Here is a 26252-nt window from a genome sequence, read left to right as displayed (position 1 = left end):
ATCAGACCTCCTTCATGGGCTTGACGACCTTGACGTACACCGCGACGATCACGATGACGATCACGAAGGCGACGACCGAGAGCGCACTCGCGACGTCGACCTTGTGCTGGTTCTGGATGTACTTGAAGATCATCGTCATGATCGTGTCGGCGTCGTAGCCGGGGATCGACCCGGTCATCACCCTCAGGATCGGCAGCGAGTTGAACACGTTGATGATGTTGATCAGAACGGCCACGCTGAGTGCGCCGCGCAGCTGCGGCAGCACGATCGTGAAGTAGGTGCGCACCGAGCCCGCGCCGTCCATCTTCGCGGCCTCGAGGGTGTCGCCCGGCACCGTCGCGAGGCCGGCGAGGATCGTGTAGGTCGTGAACGGCAGCGACACGAAGATCGCGACGATGATCGACCACATGAACGCGGTGGTCGGGTTCTTGGTCCAGCCGTAGCCCTCGGGGGTGTCGACGAGGCCGACGTCGACGAGGAACTTGTTGATGATGCCGAAGTACGGTTCGAGGCCGTAGTAGACGACCATCGTGGTCATGACGACCGAGGCCGCCCACGGGATGATCACGACGAGTCGCACGAGCTGGCGGCCCGGGAAGGCCTTGTTGAGGATCTGGGCGAGACCGAGCGAGATCACGACCGTGAACGCGACGACCACGACGACCCACACGATCGTGCGGAAGAAGATCGGCCAGAAGTACGGGAACTGGAAGACCTCGACGTAGTTGTCGAAGCCGACCGAGCCCTTGTCGAGCCCCGACAGGGAGATGTCGCGGGTCGAGTTGTAGAACATGACGACGGCCGGGAACAGCACGACGCCGAAGATCAGGATCAGCGCGGGCGTGATCCACGGGAGCGCGGCCGCGAGGTCGCGGCCGCCGGGCTTGCCGCGGCGGGCGGGCTTCGCGCCCGCACCGCCTGCGGCTGATCCCCCGGAACGGGGGCGGCCTGCGGCCGCCCCCGTCGGGTTCGGTGATGCGTCGGTCGTGGAGCTCATGGTGCGAGGATCACCGAACCCTTTCCGTGCGATCGAGCGAGCGTCAGCTCGCGTCGACCTGCGCCTGGATCTCGGTCAGCACGTCCTGGGCCGGCTTCGACTGGATCTGGCCGAACAGCGACTTGAACGCGCCGTCGGTCGCCTGCCACTTGGGGTTCGAGCTCGGGTAGAACTGCGCGTCGGGCAGCACCGCGAGGAACGGCGCGAGCGCCTCGTCATCCTTCAGCTGGTCGGCACCCGACTTGGTGACGGGGAGGAAGCCCTCGGCCTGCACCCACGGCACGTACACGTCGGCCGAGTAGTAGTAGTCGAAGAACTTCTTGATCGCGTCCTGCTTGTCACCGTCGTTCTGGAAGGCCATGAGCTGGTCCATGACGCCGAGCGTGAAGGGCGAGCCGTCCTTGGTGGGGATCGGCACGATCGAGTAGTTCAGGTCGGGGTTGCCGTCCTTGATCTGGCCGACGGTCGGCGGGAGGCCGACCTGCATGCCGATCTTGCCCTGGACGAAGATCTCCATGAGCGGGGTGCGGTCGGTCGAGCCCGGGTCGGCCTGGGTGGCGCCCGCGTCGATCATCTTCTTGATCTGGTCGGCGCCCGGGAGGTTCTCGGGGATGTCGACCGTGATCTCGGAGGCGTCACCGAACGTGCCGCCGCCGCCCCAGAGCCACACGGCCGCCTCGGCCTGCGCCTCTTCGGAGCCGAGGGGCATGCCGTAGCCGGCGACGCCGCCGCCGAGCTTCGAGATCTTGGTGGCCGCGTCGAGCAGCTCGTCCCAGTTGGTCGGCGCGGCGCTCACGCCCGCCTGCTCGAGCAGGTCGTTGTTGACGAAGAGGGCGCGCGCCGAGGCGATGAGGGGCAGCGCGTACGCGGTGCCGTCGACCTCGGCGTTCTTGAGGAACGAGTCCTGGAAGTCCTTGTAGGTGTCGTCGGAGACGACGTCCTTCGTCTCGTAGAGCAGGCCGTCGGCCGCGAAGCCGGCGAAGGGGCCGCCGTTGTAGATGTCGGGCGCCTCGCCACCCTGGATCTTCGTCGTGATGACCGACTCGAGGTTGTCCCACGACTGGACCTCGAGCTTGACGTCGATGTCGGGGTTCTCCTTCTCGAATCCCTCGATGACCTTGTCCCAGTTGTCCTGGGTGGCGTCGGAGTAGCTCGGCACGAGCATGTCGAGCGTGGTCTTGCCGGAGGCGTCGCCGCCGTCGCCGTTGCCCCCGCCGAAACCGCACGACGCGAGTGTCAGCGACGCGGTGGCCGCGAGCGCGATCGCGGCGCCGAAGCGCAGTGACTTCTTCATTGAATGCTTCCTCACTCTGGTGGTCGGTGCACCAGCGGCGAAGGCTCACGCGCCGGTGCGTCCGTTCGAAACCTGCACGGATCGTCGCAACACGTGCAGTTTCATGAACGTTTCGTCGAACAAACGATCAGGTGCGTTCACTCGACGCTCGGCAATCTATTCCGGATGCCACACGCCCGTCAAGCCGCGGGAGCCATTTGTTATCAGATTTTGTTCAGATCCTTCACAAACCCAGCATTCGCGAACCACGGTTCGGAAACGATCTTTTCTGTGATCGCTAGACATCAATTGCAGTCATCTGCAATCATTGCAGCGTCAGTGCCCTGCATCGCCGGGCCCCGCCCCGTCGACTGGAGATCCTGTGACTGTGCCCAGCGCATCCGCACCCGCCGCCCACATGGCCGCCGAGCTCGCCTCGCAGCCCGAGACCTGGGCGCGCGCGGCCGAGCTCCGCGACGAGCAGTCGCGGCTCCCCCGCCGCGGCGAGCGCATCGCCGTCGTCGGCTGCGGCACGAGCTGGTTCATGGCCCAGTCGTACGCCTGGCTGCGCGAGTCGGGCGGGCACGGCGAGACCGACGCGTTCGCCGCGTCGGAGGCGTTCGCGCTGCGCGGCTACGACGCGGTCGTCGCCCTCACCCGTTCGGGCACGACGACCGAGGTGCTCCAGCTCGTCGAGGAGCTTCGCGGCAAGGTCCGCACGGTCGGCGTGATCGGCGACGCCGCGTCGCCGCTCGTCGACCTCGTCGACGACGCGATCACGCTGCCCTTCGCCGACGAGCAGTCGGTCGTGCAGACGCGCTTCGCGACGACCGCCCTCGCCCTCTTCCGCGCCTCGCTCGGCGAGGACCTCGCGCCCGTGGTCGCCGACGCCGAGCGCGCGCTCGCGGCCGACCTCGACGCCGAGCTCGTCGAGGCCGACCAGTACACCTTCCTCGGCCGCGGCTGGGGCGTGGGCCTCGCCCACGAGGCGGCGCTCAAGATGCGCGAGGCCTCGCAGTCGTGGACCGAGTCGTACCCCTCGATGGAGTACCGCCACGGCCCGATCGCCATTGCCGCCCCCGGCCGGGTGACCTGGCAGTTCGGCGCAGCCCCCGAGGGCCTCGCCGCCGACGTCGCCGCGACCGGCGCCCGGTTCGAGCAGAGCACGCTCGACCCCATGGCCGATCTCGTCCGTGCCCAGCGCGTCTCGCTCGCCCGGGCGCTCGCCCGTGGGCTCGACCCCGACCAGCCGCGCAACCTCACGCGTTCCGTCATCCTCGAAGGCTGAGCCCGATGACCACCGAGCCGATGGGGGGCGCGAACGGCCCTGCGCCGCTCGGCCCCGGCGCCGCCGTACTCGCGTTCGACGTCGGCGGCACCGACACCAAGTCGGGGTTGGTGGATGCCTCGGGGCGGGTGCTCGGGCTCCGACGCACGCCGACCCCGCTCGACGCGACCGACCCGGCCGGCACGATCGCACGGTCGTTCGCCGACCTCGCCGACGCCCTCAGGGCCGCGGCGCCGGGCGTCGCTCCCGTGACGGTCGGCGTGAGCGTGCCCGGGCTCGTCGACGAGACGAGCGGCGTCGGCATCTTCGCCTCCAACCTGGGTTGGCGGGACGCGCCGATCCGCGACCTCGCCGAGCGCGCCCTCGGCCTGCCGGTCGCCTTCGGCCACGACGTGCGCGCCGCGGGCGACGCCGAGCACCGGCTCGGTGCAGCGCGCGGCTACGACGACGCCGTCGTGCTCGCGATCGGCACGGGCATCGCGAGCTCGATCCTCATCGAGGGGCGTCCCTACGCCGGCGGCGGCTACGCCGGCGAGTTCGGGCACTCGCTCGCCGATCCGCACGGCGTGCGCTGCGCGTGCGGCGCGATCGGCTGCCTCGAGACGATCGCATCGGCCGGAGCGATCACGCGCCGGTACGCCGCCGCGACCGGCGGCGCCGTCGCCGGTGCGCGCGCGGTGCTCGACGCGGCGAACGCCGGCGACGCGACCGCCCGCCAGATCTGGGATGACGCGATCGAAGCACTCGCACAGGCGCTCGCACGACTCGTGGCGAACCTCGCCCCCGAGGCCGTGATCATCGGCGGGGGGCTCTCGCAGGCGGGCCCGGCACTCTTCGAGCCGCTCGGCGAGCGGCTCGACGCACTGCTCAGCTTCCACCGGCGCCCGGTGCTCGTGCGCGCCTCGCTCGGCGACGACGCGGGCCTCCTGGGCACGGCGCTCGCGGCACGAGACCTCGCCGAGGCGCGAGGCCTCGCGGCTCCGACGCGAACGGGAGACGAGTCCCAGTGATCCTCACCGTCACGCCGAACCCGGCCGAAGACCTCACCTGGCACGTCGACGCGCTGCGCCCCGGCGAGACCCATCGCGTGCCGGCGGGCGTCTCGCGCGCCGGCGGCAAGGGGCTCAACGTCGCCCGCGTGCTCGCCGACGAGGGGTATGACGTGCTCGCGCTCACGACCGCCGGCGGCGGAGCGGGCGAACGGCTCGTCGCCGATCTCGTGCAGAGCGGCGTCGCGCACCGCATCGTGCCCGTCGCCGGGGAGACCCGGCGCAGCCTCGCGTTCGTCGACGAGGCGACGGGTGAGACCTCGATCTTCAACGAACTCGGTGCCCCGCTCACCGCCGCCGAGTCGACGGCGCTCCTCGCCGAAGCGGCGCGGCTCGGGCGCACCGCGACCGTCGTCGCGGTCTCGGGCAGCCTCCCGCCCGGGCTCGAGCCGGGCGACCTGGCCGGCCTCGTCGCCGAACTCACCGCCGCGGGCGCGTCCGTCATCGTCGACACGAGCGGCCCCGCCCTCGTGGCGGCGGCCCGCGCCGGCGCGACCGTCCTGAAGCCCAACCGCGACGAGCTCGCCGAGGTGACCGGCCTCGACGATCCCGTCGCCGGTGCCCGCACGCTCATCGAGGCGGGCGCACGGCTCGTCGTCGTGTCGCTCGGCTCGGAGGGGCTCGTGGTCGTCGCCGCGGCTGAGGCCGGCGGCATCCGCGCCCGTCTCGCAGAGCCCCTGCGCGGCAATGCGACCGGGGCCGGCGACGCCGCCGTCGCCGCCATCGCCGCCGCCCTCCACGCCGTGCCGACGCTCGCGACCGATCCCGGCGAGCGCGACGCGCGCGTCGCACTCGCGCGTCGCGCCACCGCGTGGTCGGCCTCGGCCGTGCTCATGCCGCTCGCGGGCGCGCTCTCGCCCGAGCACGCGAGCATCGAGTCCCGCGTCGTCGTCGAGCCGTGGGGCGACTCCGGCCCGAACCCCGATCCCGGCACCGGCTCCGGCTCCGGCTCCGGCCACGGCTCCGGCTCCGGCTCCGGCCACGGGGCATCCACCACCGCCACCGACCCGAAGGCCACCGCATGACCCTCACGCCCACCCGCACCATCCTCGAGGCGGCGGCCGCCGCCGGAACCGGCGCCGGCGCGTTCAACGTGCTGCACCTCGAGACGGCCGAAGCGCTCGTGGGTGCCGCCGAGGACACGGGGCTGCCCGTCATCCTGCAGCTCTCGGAGAACTGCGTGCGCTACCACGGCGCGTTCGAGCCCATCGCCCGGGCGACCCTCGCGGTCGCCGAGTCGTCGCGTGCCGACGTCGCCGTGCACCTCGACCACGCTGAGGACGCAGAGCTCGCGCTGCGGGCGATCGAACACGGCTTCGGATCGGTCATGTACGACGGCGCGAAGCTCGAGTTCGCCGACAACGTGGCGACCACGCAGCGCGTCGTCGCCGCGGCCGCCGCGCGCGGCGTGCTCGTCGAGGCCGAGCTCGGCGAGATCGGCGGCAAGGACGGCGCGCACGCGCCCGGCGTGCGGACCGACCCCGACGAGGCGGCGCGGTTCGTCGCCGAGACCGGCGTCGACGCCCTCGCCGTCGCGGTCGGCTCGTCGCACGCGATGACCGAGCGCACCGCTGCGCTCGACCTCGAGCTCATCGCCCGCCTGCACGCGGCCGTGCCGGTGCCGCTCGTGCTGCACGGTTCGTCGGGCGTGTCCGACGAGACGATCGTCGCGGGCATCGCCGCGGGCCTCACGAAGATCAACGTGTCGACCCATCTCAACAAGGCGTTCACGGGTGCGATCCGCGAGTTCCTCGCGGAGCATCCCGCCGCCGTAGACTCTCGCAAGTACGTCGCGGCGGGCCGCGACGCGGTGCGCATCGAAGCGGGCCGGATGCTGCGGCTCTTCGCCTCGGCCCAGGCCGGGAAGGACGGGATCGGATGAATCGCGCTGAACGGCTGAGTGCCGTGCTCGACCTGCTCGCCGACGGCGGCCAGGTCGAGGTCGAGCAGATCGTCGACCGACTGAACGTGTCGCCCGCGACGGCGCGGCGCGACCTCGACGCGCTCGCGAGCCAGCAGCTGCTCACCCGTACCCGTGGCGGCGCCGTCGCGCACTCGGTCGCGTACGACCTGCCGATCCGGTACAAGAACCAGCAGAACCCCGAGTCGAAGGCGGCGATCGCCCGCGCCGCGAGCGAGATGGTGCCGCGCGGCGCCGTCATCGGCCTCTGCGGCGGAACGACCGCCACGGCGATCGTCGAGGCGCTCATGTCGCGCGCCGACATCATGGAGCCCGCGACCGACCCGAGCCTCACGGTCGTCACGAACGCGATCAACATCGCGATGCAGCTCGCCATCCGTCCGCAGATCAAGACGGTCGTCACGGGCGGCGTCGTGCACGCGCGCTCGTACGAACTCGTCGGCGCCTACACCGACGCCGTGCTCGGCAGCGTCACGCTCGACTACGCGTTCATCGGCGTCAACGGCATCGACCCCGCGATCGGCCCCACGTCGCACGATGAGCGCGAGGCCGCGGTCAATGCGCTCATGGCCTCGCGGGCCACGCACCCCGTGCTCGTGGCCGACTCGTCGAAGCTCGACAAGCGCGCGTTCGCCCAGATCGGACCGCGCCGACTGTTCTCGACGCTCATCACCGACTCGGGCGTCACCGACGACCAGCTGGCGCGGCTCGCCGACCACGGCTACGACGTTATCGTTGCTTAGGTGAGCACACCCGACGCTTCCTCGCCTTCGTCCACGGTCATCCACTCGGCGCGTCTGGTGTCGGGTTTCGACAGCGTTCCCGACGCCTGGGTGCGCTTCGAGGGCGACCGCATCGCCGCGCGCGGGCTCGGCGACGGCTGGCGGGCCGTGATCGACGCGACGACGAGCATCACGGATGCCTCGGGGCGGTTCCTCGTCCCCGGATTCATCGACCTGCACTGCCACGGCGCCGGCGGGTTCGCCGTGGACGAGGGCGACGAGGCGATCGAACGCATCCTCGCCGTGCACAACGCCCACGGCACGACCCGGTCGGTGCTCTCGCTCGTGACGGCGTCCGTCGACCGGCTCGCCGAACAGGTCGCCGCGATCGGCCGGTTCGCCGCCCGCGACCCCCGCGTGCTCGGCTCGCACCTGGAGGGTCCGTTCCTCGACGACGCGTTCCGCGGCGCGCACGACCCGACGCTGCTGCGCACGGCCGACTCCACCGCCGTCGACGAATTGCTCACGGCTGCCGACGGCACCCTCCGACAGATCACGATCGCACCCGAGCACGACGGTGCGATCGAGGCGATCGCCCGGTTCGTCGACGCGGGCGTCGTCGTCGCGGTCGGACACACCGGTGCCGACTTCGCCACCACGCTCGCGGCGTTCGATGCCGGGGCGTCGATCCTGACGCATGCGTTCAACGGCATGCGCGGCATCCACCATCGGGCCCCCGGCCCCGTCGTCGCGGCGATGCACGCGGATCACGTGACGCTCGAGGTCATCAACGACGGCGTGCACGTGCATCCCGACGTCGTGAAGCTCGCGTTCGCCGGTGCCGCGGGTCGGGTCGCGCTCATCACGGACGCGATGGCTGCGACCGGTGCCGCCGACGGCGACTACATCCTCGGCTCGCTCGACGTCATCGTGGCCGACGGCGTCGCGCGCCTGCGCGAGGGCGGCTCGATCGCGGGTTCGACGCTCACGCTCGACGAGGCCCTCCGCCGCACCGTCGTCGAGTGCGGTATCCCGTTCGACCAAGCGGTCGCGGCGCTCACGATGGTGCCCGCCGCCGCGATCGGGCGCGCGCACGATCTCGGACGTCTCGACCAGGGCTACGCCGCCGACGCCGTGCTGCTCGGCGAGGACCTCGACGTGCAGGCCGTCTGGTCGGCCGGCGTCCGGCTCGCCTGACGACGCGTCCGGTCCGCCATACGGGCGCCCGGCTTCCCGCCGGGGCCCGCGTGGACAGGCTCAGCCGTGTCCACCATCGGTCACCCCGAAGAGAGTGGGCGGGGGGCCCGCCTGGACAGGCTCAGCCGTGTCCACCATCGGTCATCCCGAACACCATCGGTCACCCCGAAGAGAGTGGGCGGGGCCCCGAGGCGTGTTCCCCATCGCCTCCGGACCCCTGCCCGATCGAGCGGTGCACCTCCCCCGGTGCCACCGCTGCTCCGCCGGCGGGTACCCGGCGGCCGCCTCGGTATTCGGGTCGCCGGGGCGGCGGTCTCGAGGACGTTCTCACGCCCTCACCTGATGAGACGGAGGGGCCACCGATCTATGACGCGACTCCGCGAAGAATTTCTCCGAGGTCTTCGCGCGACGCTCGAGCACCGTTCGAACACGGATCCCGGTTGGCACGCGGGCACGCGTTCGCGCGGTGGCGAAGGCGCATCCGCTTCGAGCGAGCGGCATCACGAGGCGCGACGGGTCGACGTCTCGAAGTGAGCAGCGACACGTTGGTTGCGAGGAGCGACGGGCCTCTTAGAAAGGTGGCGGGTCGGTGTAGTTGCGACCGGTGGGACTTCGCCACGTGACGGTGTCGTCGGAGTTCTTGGTCTGGGTGAACAACGTGCAGTGCTTCAGCGTGTGATCGCCCCGGCAGAGCGGGCAGAGGTTCTCGGGGTTCGAGCGGCCGCCGCGCGACCACTCGAGCTCGTGATCGACGTCACCGACGTACGCGGGCCGGTCGCACGCCGACCGGGTGCAGCGTTCGTGGACGAGCGCAAGCCAGACACGTTGCGCCTTCGTGAGCCGATACCGGGTGCGATCGAGCGCGAGCGGAGCGGCGGTGACCGGGTCGGTGACCAGCCGGAGGAACGTGGATGCCTCGCCGAGGAGCCGTGCCGCGGTGACGTCGTCGATCGGCCCGACGCCGTCGAGCGTCGCGAACTCGTTGCGGGTGCCCGCGATCGTGGGGGCAGCACCAGTGGGACCGCCCCCAAGGACCTCACCGCCGCCGGTACCGCTCGCGCCACTCGCGCCGATCACGGCCGGGTCGTTGTCTGCACCCGGTCCGCGCTGAGCACCGCCCGTGCTGCGGGCGACATTGAGCAACGGCACGGTGACGAGGACCTCGACGCGGGCCGCAGTGGGCGTGCCCGCCCCGGTGAGCCAGGCGGTCGCCGCGTCGGCGCGCAACTGGGCCAGGGTGCGCAACTCGTCTGGGTGGCCGGCGTCGCGTCGCGCGGTCGCGTCGAGGCGGGTCATGATCTTCACCGCATCGACCTGGGAGGTGTAGAGACTCAGCCACGCCATGCCGTCGTCGACGTGCTCGACCGTGACCCGTCGCTCGGTGAACGCACGCGCGTGCCGCTCGGCGAGCACGTCGCGATCGAGTCGGGCGCGCAGGGTACGGGCCTGCTGACGGAACCTGGCGGTCGTGATCGCGCCGATGACGGCCGCCAGTCCTTCGTCGAGTTCGACCAGCCGCCCGTCGCCGGGCACGAACCCGGCCGCGCTGTCGACCGCGACCCGGGCGTCGGCGTACGACGCGACGCCATCGACGAATCGCGCCCATACCTGCGGCAGGCGATCTTGCAGCACGGCGGCCTCGTGCGCACGGCTTCGGATCGTGCTGACCGAGACGTGCAACCGCATCGACAGTTCGGTCGCCGCAGCACGCACCGCGAGCTCGGACGCCCCCGGCCGGCCGAGCTCGCCGGGCTGGAGGTACACGGCGGGGTCGTGCGCCGCGATGTCGAGTGCACGGCGAGTCGCGGCGAGATGGGTCGCCATCGCCCGGTTCACGGCGAACTGCGCTTGCTCCGACGCATCGAGCACTGAGCAGAGCTCGGCGAACGCGTCGACCGACGCGGCGGCCCCCGCCCACTCGTGTTCGGCCTCGGCCGAAGCCGGATACTGCGACAGGTCGACCGGATCGATCAGGTCGGCGGGGTCGCGCAGCTCATCGAGCGAGCCGAGCAACACGAACGGGTCGACATCGGCGAGCGGATCAGGCACGAACGGCAGGTCGAACGCATCCGCATCGAAGGGCATGGCTTCGAACGACGCGGCGTCGAACGACTCACCGCCGAACGACTCACCGGAGGCACTGCCGACGAGCGGATCGGCCGACCCATCAGGCGATTCGAGCCCCGCCGGGATCAGTGCCAACACCGCTGTCATACCTTGCATGCTGCCACCACCCACCGACATTCCAGGCGGGAGCGCAGGCAGCACGCGAGCGGCATCGCAGCGCCGCAGCATGTCCTACCCCGCAGCATCCCCGCCCCGCAGCATCCCCACCCCGCGACATCCCGGCCCGCACGGCCCCGCTTCGTCACGATCAGGCGACGGGTGCCATGCCACCCGCGCGATTCGCAGCTTTATCTGGTGGAATTGTGGGGCCCCGCGGTTCCGCGTCATGATCCCCGCTTCGACGCGTCTCTTCGATGGGCGCACCGATCCGCCCTGCACCACCACGAGACCTGACCCGAAGGAGCCGCGCGTGCCTCCCGTGCGCACCGACCATTCCGCCGATGCGGCGCTCATCGAGCGCACCCGTCGGGGCGACTCCACCGCGTACGGCGAGCTCTGGCAGCGGCACGCGGCGTCGGGTCGCACGGTCGCCCGGTCGTACAGCTCGCTCGACCCCGACGACCTCGTCGCCGAGTCGTTCACGCGCATCTACGACGCGATTCTCGCGGGCAAGGGGCCGACCGCGGCGTTCCGGCCGTACTTGTTCACGACGATCCGCAACACGGCCGCCAGCTGGGGCCGGGCACGCCACGAGACCAACCTGGAGACGCTCGAGTCCTTCGAGGATCCCGAGACGAGCGAGCAGGCGACCCTCGACGCGCTCGACCGCTCGACGACGGCGCAGGCGTTCCGATCGTTGCCGACCCGCTGGCAGGAGGTGCTCTGGTACAGCGAGGTCGAGGGCATGACGCCGCAGCAGGTCGCTCCGCTCGTCGGCATGAGCGCCAACGCGACCGCGGCGCTCGCGTACCGCGCTCGCGAGGGGCTGCGCCAGGCGTGGATCCAGGCGCACCTGAAGAACACGAGCGAGCCCGATTGCCGGTGGACGATCGACCGGCTCGGCACCTACACCCGCGGCAAGCTGCGCACCCGCGATACGGCCAAGCTCGAGGCGCATCTCGACGACTGCGCGAAGTGCACGATCGTCGCGGCCGAGGCTCGCGAGGTCGGCTCCCGTCTCGCCCTCGTGCTGCTGCCGCTCGCGGCCGGCATCGGCGGTGCCACGGCGTACTCGGCGTGGCTGTCGCAGGGGATGCCGGTGACGAATGTCGCGATGGGGGCGGGCGGTCTCGCCGTCGGCGGCGCCGCAGCGGGCGCGTCCGGAGCCGCCGGCACCTCCGGCGCGGGCGCATCCGGAGCGACCTCCGGAGCCGCCGGCGGGTCCGGCGCGGGCGCCGGAGGCACCGCCGCGGGTACGGGCGCCGCCGGTGCGATCGGTGGAACGGGTGTCGCGATCGGTGCCGGTGTGCTGGTGCTCGCCGCAGCCGTCGTGGCGGCGGCCGTCGTGGTTCCCGGTCTCGTCACGCCCGGCGAGCCGGTCGCCGGCCCCGTGAACCAAGCCGTCGGCGCGCAACCCGGCACCGCTCCCGCCGACTCGTCCGACGCCCCGCCGGAAGACCTGCCGCCCGCCGACCAGCCGGCCGAGCCCCAGCCGATCGACGCGAGCGATCCCCTCGACGGGCCCTCTCCCGAGCCGTCGCCCGACGGCGTGCCGCCGGCGCCGGTCGCCCCGCCGGCGCCGGAGCCCACGCCGTCACCGACACCCACTCAGGAGCCGAAACCGACGCCCACGCCGTCACCGACTCCGACGCCGGAGCCGACGCCAACGCCCACCCCGACGCCGACACCGACCGACACCGAGGCCCTGGCACCGCGAGTGTTCGAGCCCGACACCGGCGGCGGACTCGTCGAGCCCATCGTCTCGGGCACCGCCGAGCCCGGCGCGACCATCACGGTGTCCGCGGGCGCCACGACGGCCGCGTTCGCCACGACCGCGGCAATGACCGCTGCAACTGACTGGCAGACCACGGCCGATGCCGCGGGCGACTGGTCACTCCTGCTCGACGGTGTGCCGGCCGGCGAATCGGCCTATCGGGCCGAGCAGGTCGACGTGGCCGGCAATCGCTCCGAGCCGACCGGGTTCTCGGTCCGCCTCGCGTCGCCGCCACGGCTCAAGCTCTTCAGCTGGCGAGGTCTCCTCTGGCGCTTCGATGTGAGCGACGGCATCCCGGGCGCCGACGTCGATCTCGTCGTCGACGGCTCGGTCTGGGACTCCTTCACGCTCGACCACAAGGGTTCGTACCGGGACTGGCCGCTCGAGGTCGCCGACTCGGTCGCGTCGATGACCGTTCGCCATCGGCTCGGCGACCGGGTCGGTCCGGCCGGCCAGGCGACCTGGTCGCAGGGTTCGCCCACACCCGCGCCAACCGCCGGCTGAGGCATCCCATCGCGTGAACCGGGCGCCGCGCGCCCGGTAATCTGGGCTGATGACGACGGATGCCGCGCCTGAACGCCTGTACCACTGGGTCGTGACCCTCAGCTGCGTCGACGGGCCCGGCATCGTGCACGCGATCTCGGGGGCGATCGTCGCCTCTGGCGGCAACATCACCGAGAGCCAGCAGTTCGCGAGCATCGACACGGGTCGGTTCTTCATGCGACTGCAGGTCGAGTCGCCGGCCACGCGCGCCGAGTTCGAGGCCGCGCTCGCGCCGGTCACCGAGCGCTGGAGCATGCAGTGGCACCTCGACGAGGTCGGCCGTCCGCTGCGAACGCTCGTGCTCGCCTCGACCGCGGGGCACTGCGTCAACGACCTGCTGTTCCGCCAGCGCGCCGGGCAGCTGCCCGTCGAGATCCCGCTCGTGCTGTCGAACCACGGCACGCTGCGCGACCTCGTCGACTTCTACGGCGTGCCGTTCGAGTCGGCTGCGGTCACGAGCCCCGACGAGAAGGCCGACTTCGAGCGGCGTGTGCTCGCGGCGATCGACGAGCACGACATCGAGCTCGTGGTGCTCGCGCGCTACATGCAGATCCTCTCCCCCGAGCTCTGCGAGGCGCTCGCCGGTCGCTGCATCAACATCCACCACTCGTTCCTGCCCGGGTTCAAGGGCGCGAATCCGTACCGCCAGGCGCACGCGCGTGGTGTGAAGCTCATCGGCGCGACCGCGCACTTCGTGACGAGCGACCTCGACGAGGGGCCGATCATCGAGCAGAACGTCGTGCGCGTCGACCACTCCCGCTCGGTCGCCGAGCTCGTCGCGATCGGCCAGGACGAGGAGAGCCGCACGCTCAGCCAGGCCGTCAAGTGGTTCGCCGAGCGCCGGGTGCTGCTCGACGGCGCCCGCACGATCATCTTCCGCTGAGCGGGCGCGGGTAGACTCGAGGGTTGTGAGCAACGCACCCCAGCCCGCCGGCGCACCGCAGTCGTCCCCGTCGGCGCAGCCCGTCCAGCCGAAGATCGGCCCGAACGACGTCCTCCGGTTCTTCCTCGAGCTGTTCGCGATCGTCTCGCTCGGCATCTTCGGCTTCACGGCGTTCACGCTGCCGTGGCCGGGCATCCTGATCGGGCTCGGCGCGCCCGCGCTGGCGATCGTGCTGTGGGGGCTGTTCCGCTCGCCCAAGGCCGTGTTCCGGGTCGACCCCTTCGTGAAGGCGCTCGTCGAGATCGCCGTGTTCTCGTCGGCCGCGATCGCCTGGTGGATCATGGGCCAGCCGATCGTCGCCGTCGTCTTCGCCGTCGTCGCCGCGGTGAGCGGCATCATCAACGGCCGCAAGGAGTTCGCGGGCTGAGCCTGCGCCGCCCCGGTGCTCCGGGGCGACGACGGCGACGCCGACGGCCCGGATGCTACGCCTCGAGCGCCGCCGCGGCGTTCGGTTCGGCCCCGCCGGCGGTGCGGAAGTGGCCCACGACCGACAGCAGCAGCCCGCCGACCGCCCACGCCCCGAGCACGAGCCACGGGAAGGTCGTGTCGGCGGCGGGGAAGTACGAGAGGTCGCGCACGAGCGTCGCCGCGGCCCCCGGCGGGAACCACTGGCCGACCGCGCCCCACGGCTCGGCGATGAACTCCTTCGGGATCGCGGCCGCGGAGATCGGGTTGGCGAACAGCAGCATGACGATCGGGCCGACGGCGATGCCGGCTCGCCCGATGAGGGCGACGAACCCGGTGATGGGTGCGGCGATCGCGGCGAGCGCGAGACCGATCGCGGCGGCGTTCAGCCAGTAGTCGCCCTGCAGCGCGCCGAACCAGCCCTGCAGGATGCCAGCGAGCACGAGCCCGCCGACGGCGGCGTACACGACCACGGCCAGCACGCGGCGCATCGCGCCGATGACGGCGAGCGAGATCGCGATGCCGCCGAGCATGCCGCCGAGCACGAGGGGGAAGAGGGCCGCGGCGAGGCCGGTGCCGCGAGGATCGGTGTCGGCGAGCGGTACGACGTCGGTCACGACGACGTCGATGTGGGGCGGCGCGGTCGGGGCGCCGGCGGCCTGCGCGGCCGCGGCCGCCTGTGCGTTCACGCCCTCCTCCAGGTTCGCGGCGACGGCGTTCAGCAGTTGCGCGACGACGAGGCTGCCGGCGGACGTCGTGAGCACCTCGGGCTCCTGCCCGAGCACGATCGCGCCGTACACCTCACGGGATTCGATCGCGTCGACGGCTGCTGCGCGGTCGTCGACGTCGGTGAACGCGATCGCGCCCGGCTGCTGCTCGTCGACGGCGTTCTCGGCAGCGGTGACGGCCTCGGCCGGTCCGGTGATCGCGATCGGCAGGTTCTTCGCCTCGGCCGTGACCGACGGCCACGAGAAGGCCAGCACGATCACGGCGACGACGGCCGCGAGCGCGAGACCGAGGCCGATCACGCGGGCGATGGGGGTGTGCCGGGTCACGGCATCGGTGTGGGGCATGGTCTCCTCCGTCGGCGTGCTGGCCGACCTTCGGTCGGGCACCGGTCGCGGCGCCCGACACGGGCTTCACTCAAAACGAATGTTCGTTCTTTATCAGGATGCGCCCGACGCCTATGCTTGTCAAGAACGTTCATTCGGTTTACGACGAGACGCTGACGACGGGAGGCGCCGATGCCGAAGGTGACGGCCGAGTACCGCGCCGCCCGACGCGACGAGATCCTCGACGCCGCGCTGCGCTCGTTCGCCACGAAGGGCTTCCAGCGCACCTCGATGGCCGACATCATCGCCGAGTCGGGCCTGTCGGCCGGCGCGATCTACGGCCACTTCGCCGGCAAGCGGGAGCTCGTCGGCGCGGTGGCCGCACGCACGCTGGAGGCGCGACGCATCGAGCTCGACGCCCGTCGCGCCGATGGCGGACCGCTCTCCCCCGGCGACGTCATGGCGACCTTCGTCGACGGCATGCGGCACGAGCCGTTCGGCGGCATCCTGCTGCAGGTGTGGGCCGAGGCGGCCGTCGACCCCGAGATCCGCGAGCTCGTGCAGACGGTGCTGCACGGCCTCCGCGCGACCCTGCGCGCGCAACTCGTGGAGTGGGCCGAGGCCCACCCCGATCGGGTCGACGGCGACCCCGAGGCCTGGGCGGCCCGCCTCACCCCGGTGATGCTCGGCCTCGGTCCGGGCTTCATCGTGCAGCGCGCGCTCGTCGACGACTTCGACGAGGAGGACTACCTCGCGATGCTGCCCCTGGTGCTGCCCCACTGACGACGCCCGCCGGAGACGACGGATGCCCCGGAGCGGCGTGCGCCCGAGGCATCCGATTCGATCACGGAGCAGGTGTCAGATGCCCTGCCACGCCGGCTTGTTCGCCCAGGCGTGCCGGTAGTAGTCGAGGTTCGCGAGCTTCGCGGCGGCGGCCGAGTCGACGATGACCGTCGCGTGCGGGTGCAGCTGGATCGCGGATCCGGGCTGGCTCGCCGAGACCGGCCCCTCGACGGCGGCGGCGACCGCGTCGGCCTTCGCATCGCCGAACGCGAGCAGCACGAGGTGACGCGCCCGCAGGATCGTGCCGATGCCCTGCGTGATGCAGTGCATGGGCACCTCCTCGGGTGAGTCGAAGAAGCGTGCGTTGTCGACCCGGGTGGGCTCGGTGAGGGTCTTCACGCGCGTGAGCGATGCGAGCGACGAACCCGGCTCGTTGAAGCCGATGTGGCCCGTGCGGCCGATGCCGAGGATCTGCAGGTCGACGCCGCCGGCCGCCGTGATCGCCGCCTCGTAGTCGGCACCGGCGTGCTGGATCGTGGCCGGGTCGCCGTTCGGCACGCGCACGAGCTCGGGCGTGAGACCCAGCGGCTCCACGACCTCGCGCGTGATGACCGCGCGATAGCTCTCGGGATGCCCCGCCGGAAGTCCCACGTACTCGTCGAGCGCGAACCCGCGCACGCCGCGCACGTCGATCGACTCGGCCGCGATGCGCGCGGCGAGCGCCCGATAGCTCGCGAGGGGCGTCGACCCCGTGGCGAGACCGAGCACCGCGTCGGGCTTGTGCCGGATGAGCGAGACGATCGCGCCCGCGACGAGGTCGCCGGCGGCCACGTCGTTGTCGACGATTACGACTTCTGCCATTGCGCTACTCCAACCAGGGCAGCGCCCACTGCCGCTGCCGGGAAACCGAGGGGGATGACCTGGACCCGCTCTGCGAGGTCCAGCGACGCGAGGAACGCCGAGTCGGCGGACCACTCGTTCAGGATACGGCGCGTGCCGTCGACGAGCGGCCCGCCGAGCGCGGCGAGCCCTCCCCCGATGACGACGTCGTCGACGTCGGCCGTGAGCACGAGCAGCCGCACGGCCGAGGCGACACCCCGGAGAAACCGCTCGCGGACGCGGATCGCCTCCGCGTCGCCCGCCTCGGCCGCGTCGAAGAGCTCGCGGGCCGGGAGTTCGGCGACCGTCGGCCACGTCCTCGCGATCGCCGACCCCGACGCGAACGTCTCGAGGCAGCCGCGCTGGCCGCAACCGCAGCGCTCGCCGGCCGGATCGACCGGGATGTGACCGATCTCGCCCGCGACACCGTGACCGCCGCGCAGCAGCCGTCCGCCCTGCACGATGCCGGCGGCGAGGCCCGTGCCGAGGTTCAGGTAGGCCATCGAGCGTTCGGCGGTCGCGACGTCGTCCGCCGCACCCGATGCCGTCGCCCGCCCGGCGAGCCCGAGGCCGAGCAGATGCTGCGCACCGAGGGCCGCGGCCTTGACGTCGTTCTCGACCCGAACCTCGATGCCGAGCCGGTCGGCGAGTCGCGGCCCGAGGTCGAGCCCCTCGAGCCCGAGGTTCACGGCGTGCGCGACCCGACCGGTCTCATTGTCGACCGCACCGGGGATGCCGATGCCGATCGAGGTGAAGGCCCCGACGCCGTTCAGCTCGGCCATGCGCTCGATCGTGCGCAGGGCCGTCGCGACGACCTCGTCGGCACCGAACCCGGTCGGCATGCGCACCTGGTCGCTCAGCTCGCCGCCGTCGCCGATCGCGACGGCGGCGGTCTTCGTGCCCCCGATGTCGATGCCGAGCCGCACGGTGCTGCCGATGCTCACCGGGTCGCCACCGGCGCGAGCGCGCCGTCGACGAACGCCAGCACGGCGTCGCCGACGAGGCGCGAGGCGCCGAAGGTCGCGACGTCCGCATAGGCGCGGTCGTGCGAGGGCCAGCCCATGTCGATCGTGACGACGTCGTCGCGCACGGCGCGCAACGCGTCGATCGCCGCGCGCGCGAACGCGTGGCGGTGCAGGTCCTTGCCGACGACGAGCACCGTGCCGGCCAGCGCCGCGGGGTCGACGAGATCCGCGGCGTCCGCGATCGGCACGATCTCGGCACGGCCGAGCCACGACGGCGTCGCCGCGACCGCCTCGGCCGCGAACGGTCCCCAGGGTGCGATGCCGATCGCGATGTTCGCAACGGTGTCGACGCGGATCACGGTGCCGATGCGCGACGACCGCGAAAGGCGTTCGCCCGCGGCATCCGACACCTCGAAGGCGGCGACCACCCGGGCGATCTCCTCGTCGTCGTGGGCGGGCTCGATGACCTCGGGCGCCGCGGGGCCGGCCGGCACCGCCGGCGCGGTCGCGCCGAGCGCGCGCACCCGAGTCGCGGCGTCGCGCACCCGGTCGGCGGAGAGCCGGCCGTTCGCGATCGCCTGCGCGATCGCGTCGGCGATCTCGCCGACCTGTGCGTCGGAGTTGTCGGCGCCGATGCACAGCAGGTCGCAACCGGCGGCGAGGGCGCGCACAGCGGCTTCGGGTATGCCGTGCGCACCGCTCGCCCCCTTCATGTCGAGGGCGTCACTCACGATGACGCCCTCGAACCCCAGCTCCCCGCGGAGCAGGCCGTGCAGAATACGCGGGGAGAGGGTGGCCGGGTTCTCCGCATCGAGCTGCGGGATGAGGATGTGAGAGGTCATGATCGTGCGGCTGCCGGCCGCGATCGCGGCCTCGAACGGAACCAGTTCGCGCTCGCGCAGGGTCTCGACGGGCACGTCGACGACCGGCAGCGCGAGGTGCGAGTCGGTCGCGGTGTCGCCGTGGCCCGGGAAGTGCTTCGCGCTCGCGGCGATGCCGGTCTGCTGGAGGCCCTCGACCCAGGCCGCCGAATGACGGGCGACGAGCTCGGGGTCGGCACCGAAGCTGCGCACGCCGATGACGGGGTTGTCGGGGTTGGCGTTCACGTCGACGTCGGGCCCGAAGGTCACCGTGCAGCCGGTCGCTGCGAGCGCGCGCCCGACCTCTGCGGCGACCCGACGCGTGAGCTCGGGCTCGTCGATTCGGCCGAGCACCGCGTTGCCGGGGAACGGCGCACCGCGGTCGTAGAAGAGCCGCGTGACGTCGCCGCCCTCCTCGTCGATCGCGATGACCGCGTCGGGGTTGGCCTCGCGCAGGCTCTGGTTGAGGGCGCGCAGCTGCTCGGGGTCGACGACGTTCTCGCCGAAGAGGCAGATGCCGCCGAGGCCCGCCCGCAGTCGCGCGAGCACCCACTCGGGCGCGACCGGTCCGGTGAACGCCGGAAGCAGGGTCGACAGGATGTCCCGGTGCAGCGCCGAGGCGTCACCGGTGGTGGTGCCGGCGCTCATCCCTTGACGGCTCCCGAGACGAGGCCGCCGACCATGCGGCCCTGCACGAAGAGGAAGAAGATCACGACGGGGATCGTGATGAGGGTCGAGCCCGCCATCACCGCACCCCAGTTCGTCGCCTCCGTCGCCGACTGGAACGAGCTCAGCCACGGCGGCAGGGTGAGGTTGTAGCCCTTGAGCAGGAGCAGCGCCATCAGGAACTCGTTCCAGCTCTGGATGAACGCGAAGATGCCGGTCGAGACGAGCGCGGGCGCCATGAGTGGGAAGGTGACCTTCCAGAACGCCTTCGCCTTCGTGCAGCCGTCGATCTGGGCGGCCTCCTCGAGCTCTTCGGGTACGCCCTTGACGAAGCCTCGGAGGGTCCAGATCGTGAACGGCACGACGGCGGCGAGGTGCACGATGAACAGGCCGAGCAGCGTGTTCATGAGGTGCCAGTCGTCGATCATGTTGTAGATCGTGAACATCATCGCCTCGCCGGGCACCATCTGCACGACGAGCACGGCGATGATGAAGAACACCCGGCCCCGGAAGACGAAGCGCGAGAGGGCGATCGAGGCGAGGAACGCGAACACCGCACCGACGGCGACCACGCCGACCGCGACGAGGATGCTCGAGCCGAGCGCGTGCGGGAAGTCGGTCTGGCCGGGCGCCGCCTCGCGGGTCCACGCGGTGATGTAGTTCTTGAACGTGAAGTCGAGCGGCAGGAGGCTCGGGTTGCGGCTGATGATCCGGTTCGACGGGGTGAACGACATGTTCACCATCCAGTAGACCGGGAAGATCGAGCACACGATGATGACGAGCGCCCACAGGTTGAGCCCGAGTCGGCCCATGATGCCCTTGCGCCGGCCGGCGCGGCCGCCGAGGCGGCCGCCGTCGCGGATCGTGGTGGCGGCACGCGTCGAGGCGTCGACGGAGCCGGGCTCTTCGGCGAGCTGCATTCCAGGACTGATGCTCACAGCTCGTCCTCGTCTTTCAGGGAGTTGCGGACGTTGAAGTAGGAGAGGGCCATCAGGAGGACCATCATGAACACGCCGATCGCGGCCGTCGTGCCGAACTCTCCCAGACCCTGGCGGAACAGGTAGGTCGGCAGCACGTTCGTCTCGCTCGCGAGGCCGCCCTGCTGCTGCAGTGAGTACACCTGGGTGAAGATGCGCAGGTTCCAGATCGTCTCGAGCACGAGCACCGCGGTGATGACGTTGCGCATGTACGGCAGGATGATGAGCCGGAACCGCTGCCAGGCTCCTGCGCCGTCGAGCGAGGAGGCCTCGATGACCTCGTCGGGCACCTGGCCGAGTCCGGCGTAGAACGTGATGGCGGCGAAGGGGATGCTCTGCCAGGTCACGATGAGGACGAGCACCATCATGAACGACCAGGGATTCTCGAGCCAGCCGTGGCCGCGCCAGTCCTGCGTGCCGGTGATGGTGTTGAGCGCCCAGTTCACGACGCCGTAGTCGGTGTCGAACATCCAGCCCCACACGACGGTCGCGGCCAGCGGCGGCATCGCCCACGCGAACAGGAGCGAGATCGACACCGCGAGCCGCCACGCCTTGGAGAGCTTCGTCATGGTGAGCGCGATGAGCATGCCGAACACGACGATGAGCACGGTGAGCACGACCATGAGGCCGAGGCTGCGCACGAGCACCTGGGGGAACTGCGAGTCGGTGAAGATCTCGAGGTAGTTGTCGAAGCCCACGAAGTCGGGCGGAGTGCCCAGCATCTTGTTCTTGATCTCGAGGTTCGTGAACGAGGTGATGAACATCAGGATCGTCGGGTAGACGACCATCACGACGAGCAGGGCGATGCTCGGGCCGAGGAGGAACCACGGTGCCCACGGCACCGGCTTCTTCCGGCGGGGGCTCTGCGAGCCCCTGGGGGGACGGGGAGGTCTGGTGGTCGGCGTGCGCGGCGCTGCGTCAGGCTCGGTGAGGGTTGCGCTCATTGGCTGCTCCTCTGGGTGACCGCGAGGGGGACGCGGGTATGACTGATGGTACGACTCGCGGCACCGGCGCCGCTCGTTCCGGTCCCGGCACGGCCGGGCAGGAGAGCGGGGGCGGAGCTGTGTGGGACTCCGCCCCCGCGGGGCTCAACAGGCTAGCTGTTGAGGATCTCCTCGATCTGCTTGTCGAGGTCGGCCGCGATGGTCGGCACGTCGCCGCCCTGGGCGATCTTGACGAGCGACTCCTGGATGATCTGCGAAGCCTCGACCTCGGCCCACTTCGGGGTCGTCGGGGTCACCTTCGAGTTCTCCAGCGCGGTGGCCTGGGCCTTCGCGATCGGGGTGTCGGGCAGCGACGACGCAGCGGCCGTCAGGCCCGGGGTGAGACCACCGGCTGCGAGGAGCTTCTGGTAGTCCTCACCGGCCATGATGTCGAGCGCGGCGCGAGCCTGCTTCGGGTTGGCGCTCTTGGTCGCGACGGCGATGTTCGAGCCGCCGGCGAAGATCGGCGCGGTCTCGCCGGCCTTGCCGCCGGGCAGCGGGTAGGCCTGCAGGTCCTTGCCGTAGGTGTCGGGGCAGCCGGGCGCCTCGGCGTCGGCCGGGGCGGTGATCGACCACTGCACCCACGCGGGAGCCGAGAGGAAGAGGACCTCACCGGCGCAGAACGGCACCTGCGGGTCGGTCTCGTCGCCGTCCTTCGGGGCGTTCGACGCCTTCTCGTAGACCTGCTGCAGCTGCGTCAGGCCCTTGATGCCGCCCTCGCTCGAGAAGCCGGCCTTCCACGTTTCGCCGTCCTGCTCGGCGATGAAGCCGCCGTTCTCCCAGACGTAGGGAAGGGCGTTGTACCAGTCGCGGCCCGGAGCCCAGATGCCCGAGACGGTGTCGGTCTTGCGCGCCTCGCCCGTCGCGACGTACTCGTCGAGGGTCGTGGGGATCGCCGTGTCGCCGAGGACCTCGGGGCTGTAGAACACGATGCGGCCACCGGCGTAGTACGGGGCGGCGTAGAGCTCGCCGTCGTAGGTCGCCGAGTCGACGAGGCCGGGCAGGTACTTGGAGCTGTCGAAGTCGTCGAGCGGCTGGAACAGGCCCTGGTCGGCGAAGCTCGCCGTCTGGGTGTTGCCGACCTCGACCACGTCGGGCGAGTCGTTCGACTGGAGTGCAGCGGCGTAGGTGTCGCTCACGTCGGCCCAGGTCTTCTCTTCGACCTTGAGGGTCCAACCCTTGTTCTCCGACTCGAACGTGTCCTTGAGGTACGCGCGAGCGTCCTTCGGGGTGTCGGTGCCGACGACCCACACGGTGATCTCGCCGCCGTCGGCGGAACCACCGTTGTCGCCGCCGCCGTTGCTGCAACCGGCGAGCGTCAGGGCAGCTGCGGCGCCGAGGGCCACGATGCCGAGTTTCCGCATTTCTTTTCCTTTCATGGGGGTTGGGCGATCAGCGGGGGTTCGCTGTCACCCTTGGTGCCTGGGGTCTCTCACGAGACCCCGAGTTGTCCGGAGAGGACCATGACGGCCGCGCCGCGGAGGACGACGTCCTCCGCCTGCTCGGACATCCGGAGCCTCAGATCACGGTTGACGACCGCCATCGTCCGCTGCCGGAGAGTGTCGACGGTCGCGTCGTGGAACGGACCGTCGAGCAGTTCGGCGGGGCCGCTGAGGACGACCTCCGTCAGATTGAGGGCGCCGACGACCGGCGCGAGCACGATCGCGAGCCGGCGGCCCGCCTCGCGCAGGATCTCGTCGCGCGCGGCGCGCACGGCCTCAGGGCCGCCGGCGAGCGCGTCGAGCTGTTCGGTCAGTCGCGGAACGGCCAGCCACGCCTCGAGGCAGCCGTCCTTGCCGCACGCGCAGCGCGGGCCGCCGTCGGTGCCGACCACGACGTGACCGATCTCGCCGGCCGCGAAGCCGCCGCCGATGACCGGGCGGCCGCCGACGATGAGGCCGGCGCCGACACCGTGGCCGATCTTGATGAGCAGCAGGTCGTCGAGCGGCGTCGCCCCGTGCTCGGCCAGCACCGCGACATTCGCGTCGTTGGCGACGTGCACGGGCAGGTCGGTGCGGGCGGCGAGACGCGCCTGCAGCGGCAGGTCGAACCAGCCGAGGTTCGGCGCCGAGAGCACGACGCCGTGGGGGTCGACGACACCGGGCGAGCCGATGCCGATGCCGAGCACGGGCGCGGTCGCGAGGCCCTGCAGCCGGTCGACGATCGACTCCACGAGCGCCACGGCCTGTTCGCCGGTGGCGCCGGCGCGGGCGAGCTCGACGCGCTCGAGGATGGCGCCGTCGAGCGAGGCCACGACGCCGCGGAAGACCTCGTGCTCGGAGAGGTCGAGCCCGAGGATCTGGAACGCGCCCCGGTCGACGTCGATGATCGTCGCGGGCTTGCCCGGGCGCACGCCCTCGCGCTGACCCAGTTCGACGACGAGCCCCTCGGCGATGAGCTCGGCGACGAGGTCGGAGACCGTGACCCTGGTCAGCCCCGTCTCACGGGCGACGTCGGCACGGCTCTGCGATCCGGCCGTGTAGAGCGTCTGCAGCACGAGCGCGCGGTTGTGGCTGCGTGCGTGCTCGGGGAGCACCTTGCTCGTGGGCCGGAGGGCGCGGGAGCGGGTGAAGATCGGGGCGCCGGCGAACGGGACGGTCAGCAGGTCGACGGCGTGCGTCTCGATCGCGTGCGACTGGGCGGCGTGCGACTGGGCGGGCACCACCGAGGTGGTGGGCGTCGGCTCCGTGGTGACCGGGCCTCGCTGTGCTTCCGTAGCAGTCACGTTTGTTAGTAAACATTACGAACAAACCTCGGCGCAAGTGTTCGCAGGGATTTTCTTCGCCTGTTACCGAGTTGTGACGGCGTCGGCTCGCCCGGCGCTCACGCCTGCTGCTGCGCGGGCACGGATGCCGCCGCCGACGTTGCGCTCGCGGCATCGAGCCGGCCGCCGATGGCGCGCAGCGCCGCGAGGATCGTCACGAGGTCGACGACCTCCTGGAGCAGTGCTCCGACGGTCGCGGGGATCACGCCGAACGCGGCGACGAACATGAGGCCGACGCTCACGACGATGCCGATCCAGATGCTCTGCAACGCGATGCGCACGGTGTCGCGGCCGATCTCGACGGCCTTCGCCGTGCGCGAGATGTCGTCGACGAGGATGACGGCGGACGCCGACTCGCTCGCCGCCGTCGCACCCTTGGCGCCCATCGCGATGCCGACGTCGGCCGCGGCCAGCACGGGGGCGTCGTTCACGCCGTCGCCGACCATGATGACCGGGCGGGCGGCGATCGCCGCGACCTCGCGCACCTTGTCGGCGGGCAGGCACTCGGCCCGCACCCGCGTGATGCCGAGCTCGGCGGCGATGTGGTCGGCCGTCGCCTGCGCGTCGCCCGTGAGCATCATCGTGTCGTGCACGCCGAGCGCGTCGAGGCGCTCGAGCGTCGCACGCGCGTTCTCGCGCAGCCGGTCGCTCGCGAGCAGCGCCCCGGCGTACCGGCCGTCGACGGCCACGTACACCGCGAGCTCCCCCGGCGCGATCGCGGTGCGCTCGGCCTCGGCCGCGTGCGACCGCACGAAGGCGAACTTGCCGACGACCACCTCGCGACCGCCGATGGTCGCGACGACGCCGTTGGTCGCCTCCTCGCTCGCGGCATCCGCCTCGTCGAGCACCAGCCCGCGTGCGCGGGCCGCCTCGATCATGGATGCCGCGAGCACATGCGACGAATACTGCTCGGCCGACGCGACGAGGCCGAGCAGTTCGTCGTCGCCGAACCCGTTCTCTGGGCGGATCGCGACGAGCGTCGGCTCGCCGCGCGTGAGCGTGCCGGTCTTGTCGAACACCGCGGTCTTCGCGGCCGACAGCGACTCGAGCACGCCGCCCGACTTCACGATGACGCCGTTGCGGGCCGCGCGGCTCATGCCGCCGATGAACGCGACCGGCGCCGCGATGAGCAGCGGGCAGGGGGTCGCGAGCACGAGCACCTCGGCGAACCGCACCGGGTCGCCCGACAGCCACCAGGCGACGCCCGCGAGCGCGAGCGAGAACAACGTGAAGGGCACGGCGTACCGGTCGGCGAGCCGTACGACGGGCGCCTTCGACTCGGCCGCACCGGCGACGAGTGCGACGATCTGCTGGTACTGGCTGTCGGCCGCGGTCGCGACGGCGACGATCTCGACCGCGGTCTGCCCGTTGACCGCGCCGCTCAGCACGGTGTCGCCCGCCTGCTTCTCGACCGGCACGCTCTCGCCCGTGATCGACGACTCGTCGAAGGACGCCTCGGGCGAGCGCAGCTCGCCGTCGACGGGCACGATCTCGCTCGGGCGCACGAGCAGCACGTCGCCCACGACGACCCGGTCGACCGGCACCTCGACGAGCTCGGCACCCTCGAACCGGTGCGCGAGCTGCGGCGACCGGGTCAGCAGCGCGTCGAGCTCGCGCTTGGCGCGGCGGTTGGCGTAGTCCTCGAGGGCCGCTCCCCCGGTGAGCATGAGCACGACGAGGAGGGCCGCGACGTACTCGCCGACGAGCACGGTCGCGACGATGGCCGTCACCGCGAGGATGTCGAGCCCCCAGTGCCCCCGCAGGATGTCGCGCACCATCCCCACCGCCTGCCAGGCGGCGATCGCGAGCGCATACGCGCTGAACAGCCATTGCACGGCGGCGCCCGCGCCCGAGAGGGCGAGCACGATGCCGAGGATGCCGATCGCGAGCGTGAGCGTCACGACCCAGTACCGACGGGCGAGCTTCAGGATGCGAGCCATACGTCCATCCTGCCCCTGGGTCCCCGCGAATACGACGAAGGGGCG

Annotated in this window: 22 protein-coding genes; 10 read left to right on the top strand and 12 right to left on the bottom strand. The window is 71.5% G+C overall.

Annotation, left to right across the window (positions count from 1 at the left end):
- Position 1 precedes the first annotated feature (1 nt).
- Entirely contained in the window at positions 2–997 is a 996-nt protein-coding gene (locus MUN74_RS13905; protein ID WP_244852976.1) for a carbohydrate ABC transporter permease, read from the bottom strand.
- Positions 998–1040: 43 nt separating this feature from the next.
- Complete coding sequence (locus tag MUN74_RS13900; protein ID WP_244852974.1) at positions 1041–2291, bottom strand: extracellular solute-binding protein; 1251 nt, start codon at positions 2289–2291, stop codon at positions 1041–1043.
- A 397-nt stretch (positions 2292–2688) separates the two neighbouring features.
- Here MUN74_RS13900 and MUN74_RS13895 point away from each other — a divergent pair, with 397 nt between their 5' ends.
- The 6 genes from MUN74_RS13895 to nagA are packed head-to-tail and all read left to right on the top strand — an operon-like array spanning position 2689 to position 8447.
- A complete protein-coding gene (locus tag MUN74_RS13895) occupies positions 2689–3558 on the top strand; it encodes an SIS domain-containing protein (RefSeq protein WP_244856463.1) in 870 nt (289 codons plus the stop codon).
- A 5-nt stretch (positions 3559–3563) separates the two neighbouring features.
- Positions 3564–4568 (top strand): ROK family protein, encoded by a 1005-nt coding sequence (locus tag MUN74_RS13890; protein WP_244852973.1) that lies wholly within the window; start codon positions 3564–3566, stop codon positions 4566–4568.
- A complete protein-coding gene (locus MUN74_RS13885) occupies positions 4565–5632 on the top strand; it encodes a 1-phosphofructokinase family hexose kinase (protein ID WP_244852971.1) in 1068 nt (355 codons plus the stop codon). The genes MUN74_RS13890 and MUN74_RS13885 overlap by 4 nt, the downstream gene beginning before the upstream one ends.
- Positions 5629–6489 (top strand): class II fructose-bisphosphate aldolase, encoded by an 861-nt coding sequence (locus MUN74_RS13880; RefSeq protein ID WP_244852969.1) that lies wholly within the window; start codon positions 5629–5631, stop codon positions 6487–6489. Before MUN74_RS13885 ends, MUN74_RS13880 begins: the two co-directional genes overlap by 4 nt.
- Positions 6486–7271 (top strand): DeoR/GlpR family DNA-binding transcription regulator, encoded by a 786-nt coding sequence (locus MUN74_RS13875; RefSeq protein WP_244852967.1) that lies wholly within the window; start codon positions 6486–6488, stop codon positions 7269–7271. Before MUN74_RS13880 ends, MUN74_RS13875 begins: the two co-directional genes overlap by 4 nt.
- On the top strand, positions 7272–8447 hold the full coding sequence (gene nagA / locus MUN74_RS13870) for an N-acetylglucosamine-6-phosphate deacetylase (RefSeq protein ID WP_244852966.1): 1176 nt from the start codon (positions 7272–7274) through the stop codon (positions 8445–8447).
- Between the two features lie 570 nt (positions 8448–9017).
- On the opposite strand, the gene MUN74_RS13865 is transcribed toward nagA, so the two are convergent.
- Positions 9018–10661: an HNH endonuclease signature motif containing protein gene (locus tag MUN74_RS13865; protein WP_244852964.1), complete on the bottom strand. Its 1644-nt coding sequence runs from the start codon at positions 10659–10661 to the stop codon at positions 9018–9020.
- Positions 10662–10983: 322 nt separating this feature from the next.
- Between MUN74_RS13865 and MUN74_RS13860 the strand changes: the two genes are divergently transcribed.
- The 3 genes from MUN74_RS13860 to MUN74_RS13850 are packed head-to-tail and all read left to right on the top strand — an operon-like array spanning position 10984 to position 14300.
- Positions 10984–12951 carry a sigma-70 family RNA polymerase sigma factor gene (locus MUN74_RS13860; protein WP_244852962.1) on the top strand — a complete coding sequence of 656 codons (1968 nt, stop codon included), beginning with the start codon at positions 10984–10986 and terminating at the stop codon, positions 12949–12951.
- A gap of 49 nt (positions 12952–13000) precedes the next feature.
- Positions 13001–13873 carry a formyltetrahydrofolate deformylase gene (gene purU / locus MUN74_RS13855; RefSeq protein WP_244852960.1) on the top strand — a complete coding sequence of 291 codons (873 nt, stop codon included), beginning with the start codon at positions 13001–13003 and terminating at the stop codon, positions 13871–13873.
- 25 nt (positions 13874–13898) lie between these two features.
- Positions 13899–14300, top strand: a complete 402-nt coding sequence (locus MUN74_RS13850) for a YrdB family protein (protein ID WP_244852958.1) — start codon at positions 13899–13901, stop codon at positions 14298–14300.
- Positions 14301–14355: 55 nt separating this feature from the next.
- Here the strand turns inward: MUN74_RS13850 and MUN74_RS13845 are convergent, their stop codons facing one another.
- On the bottom strand, positions 14356–15411 hold the full coding sequence (locus tag MUN74_RS13845) for a hypothetical protein (RefSeq protein ID WP_244852957.1): 1056 nt from the start codon (positions 15409–15411) through the stop codon (positions 14356–14358).
- Positions 15412–15582: 171 nt separating this feature from the next.
- Between MUN74_RS13845 and MUN74_RS13840 the strand changes: the two genes are divergently transcribed.
- Complete coding sequence (locus MUN74_RS13840; RefSeq protein ID WP_244852955.1) at positions 15583–16173, top strand: TetR/AcrR family transcriptional regulator; 591 nt, start codon at positions 15583–15585, stop codon at positions 16171–16173.
- A gap of 75 nt (positions 16174–16248) precedes the next feature.
- Here MUN74_RS13840 and MUN74_RS13835 read toward each other — a convergent pair whose 3' ends face one another.
- The 8 genes from MUN74_RS13835 to MUN74_RS13800 all read right to left on the bottom strand — a co-directional run bounded on the left by MUN74_RS13835 (position 16249) and on the right by MUN74_RS13800 (position 26207).
- The gene (locus MUN74_RS13835; RefSeq protein ID WP_244852953.1) at positions 16249–17034 is read right to left on the bottom strand and encodes a glucosamine-6-phosphate deaminase; all 786 of its coding nucleotides are present in this window, start codon (positions 17032–17034) and stop codon (positions 16249–16251) included.
- Positions 17019–17996 carry an ROK family protein gene (locus MUN74_RS13830; protein WP_244852952.1) on the bottom strand — a complete coding sequence of 326 codons (978 nt, stop codon included), beginning with the start codon at positions 17994–17996 and terminating at the stop codon, positions 17019–17021. The genes MUN74_RS13835 and MUN74_RS13830 overlap by 16 nt, the downstream gene beginning before the upstream one ends.
- The gene (locus MUN74_RS13825; protein WP_244852951.1) at positions 17993–19525 is read right to left on the bottom strand and encodes a glycoside hydrolase family 3 protein; all 1533 of its coding nucleotides are present in this window, start codon (positions 19523–19525) and stop codon (positions 17993–17995) included. Before MUN74_RS13825 ends, MUN74_RS13830 begins: the two co-directional genes overlap by 4 nt.
- Positions 19522–20481: a carbohydrate ABC transporter permease gene (locus MUN74_RS13820; RefSeq protein WP_244852950.1), complete on the bottom strand. Its 960-nt coding sequence runs from the start codon at positions 20479–20481 to the stop codon at positions 19522–19524. Before MUN74_RS13820 ends, MUN74_RS13825 begins: the two co-directional genes overlap by 4 nt.
- A complete protein-coding gene (locus MUN74_RS13815) occupies positions 20478–21464 on the bottom strand; it encodes a carbohydrate ABC transporter permease (RefSeq protein WP_244852948.1) in 987 nt (328 codons plus the stop codon). Before MUN74_RS13815 ends, MUN74_RS13820 begins: the two co-directional genes overlap by 4 nt.
- A gap of 152 nt (positions 21465–21616) precedes the next feature.
- Entirely contained in the window at positions 21617–22867 is a 1251-nt protein-coding gene (locus tag MUN74_RS13810; RefSeq protein WP_244852947.1) for an extracellular solute-binding protein, read from the bottom strand.
- A 68-nt stretch (positions 22868–22935) separates the two neighbouring features.
- Positions 22936–24108, bottom strand: a complete 1173-nt coding sequence (locus MUN74_RS13805; protein WP_370647386.1) for an ROK family transcriptional regulator — start codon at positions 24106–24108, stop codon at positions 22936–22938.
- A gap of 218 nt (positions 24109–24326) precedes the next feature.
- Complete coding sequence (locus MUN74_RS13800) at positions 24327–26207, bottom strand: heavy metal translocating P-type ATPase (RefSeq protein WP_244852945.1); 1881 nt, start codon at positions 26205–26207, stop codon at positions 24327–24329.
- Positions 26208–26252 lie beyond the last annotated feature (45 nt).

Origin of the sequence: Agromyces sp. H17E-10, assembly GCF_022919715.1 — a bacterium.
Taxonomy (GTDB): domain Bacteria; phylum Actinomycetota; class Actinomycetes; order Actinomycetales; family Microbacteriaceae; genus Agromyces.
Note: the sequence above shows the minus strand (reverse complement) of the source record. Positions and strands in the feature narration are given on the sequence as shown.

Bases quoted from the DNA above. Each gene is read 5' to 3' on its own strand.
- MUN74_RS13905 (WP_244852976.1), bottom strand. From the start codon at position 997: ATGAGCTCCACGACCGACGCATCACCGAACCCGACGGGGGCGGCCGCA.
- MUN74_RS13900 (WP_244852974.1), bottom strand. From the start codon at position 2,291: ATGAAGAAGTCACTGCGCTTCGGCGCCGCGATCGCGCTCGCGGCCACC.
- MUN74_RS13895 (WP_244856463.1), top strand. From the start codon at position 2,689: ATGGCCGCCGAGCTCGCCTCGCAGCCCGAGACCTGGGCGCGCGCGGCC.
- MUN74_RS13890 (WP_244852973.1), top strand. From the start codon at position 3,564: ATGACCACCGAGCCGATGGGGGGCGCGAACGGCCCTGCGCCGCTCGGC.
- MUN74_RS13880 (WP_244852969.1), top strand. From the start codon at position 5,629: ATGACCCTCACGCCCACCCGCACCATCCTCGAGGCGGCGGCCGCCGCC.
- MUN74_RS13875 (WP_244852967.1), top strand. From the start codon at position 6,486: ATGAATCGCGCTGAACGGCTGAGTGCCGTGCTCGACCTGCTCGCCGAC.
- MUN74_RS13865 (WP_244852964.1), bottom strand. From the start codon at position 10,661: ATGACAGCGGTGTTGGCACTGATCCCGGCGGGGCTCGAATCGCCTGAT.
- purU (WP_244852960.1), top strand. From the start codon at position 13,001: ATGACGACGGATGCCGCGCCTGAACGCCTGTACCACTGGGTCGTGACC.
- MUN74_RS13845 (WP_244852957.1), bottom strand. From the start codon at position 15,411: ATGCCCCACACCGATGCCGTGACCCGGCACACCCCCATCGCCCGCGTG.
- MUN74_RS13840 (WP_244852955.1), top strand. From the start codon at position 15,583: ATGCCGAAGGTGACGGCCGAGTACCGCGCCGCCCGACGCGACGAGATC.
- MUN74_RS13835 (WP_244852953.1), bottom strand. From the start codon at position 17,034: ATGGCAGAAGTCGTAATCGTCGACAACGACGTGGCCGCCGGCGACCTC.
- MUN74_RS13825 (WP_244852951.1), bottom strand. From the start codon at position 19,525: ATGAGCGCCGGCACCACCACCGGTGACGCCTCGGCGCTGCACCGGGAC.
- MUN74_RS13815 (WP_244852948.1), bottom strand. From the start codon at position 21,464: ATGAGCGCAACCCTCACCGAGCCTGACGCAGCGCCGCGCACGCCGACC.
- MUN74_RS13810 (WP_244852947.1), bottom strand. From the start codon at position 22,867: ATGCGGAAACTCGGCATCGTGGCCCTCGGCGCCGCAGCTGCCCTGACG.
- MUN74_RS13800 (WP_244852945.1), bottom strand. From the start codon at position 26,207: ATGGCTCGCATCCTGAAGCTCGCCCGTCGGTACTGGGTCGTGACGCTC.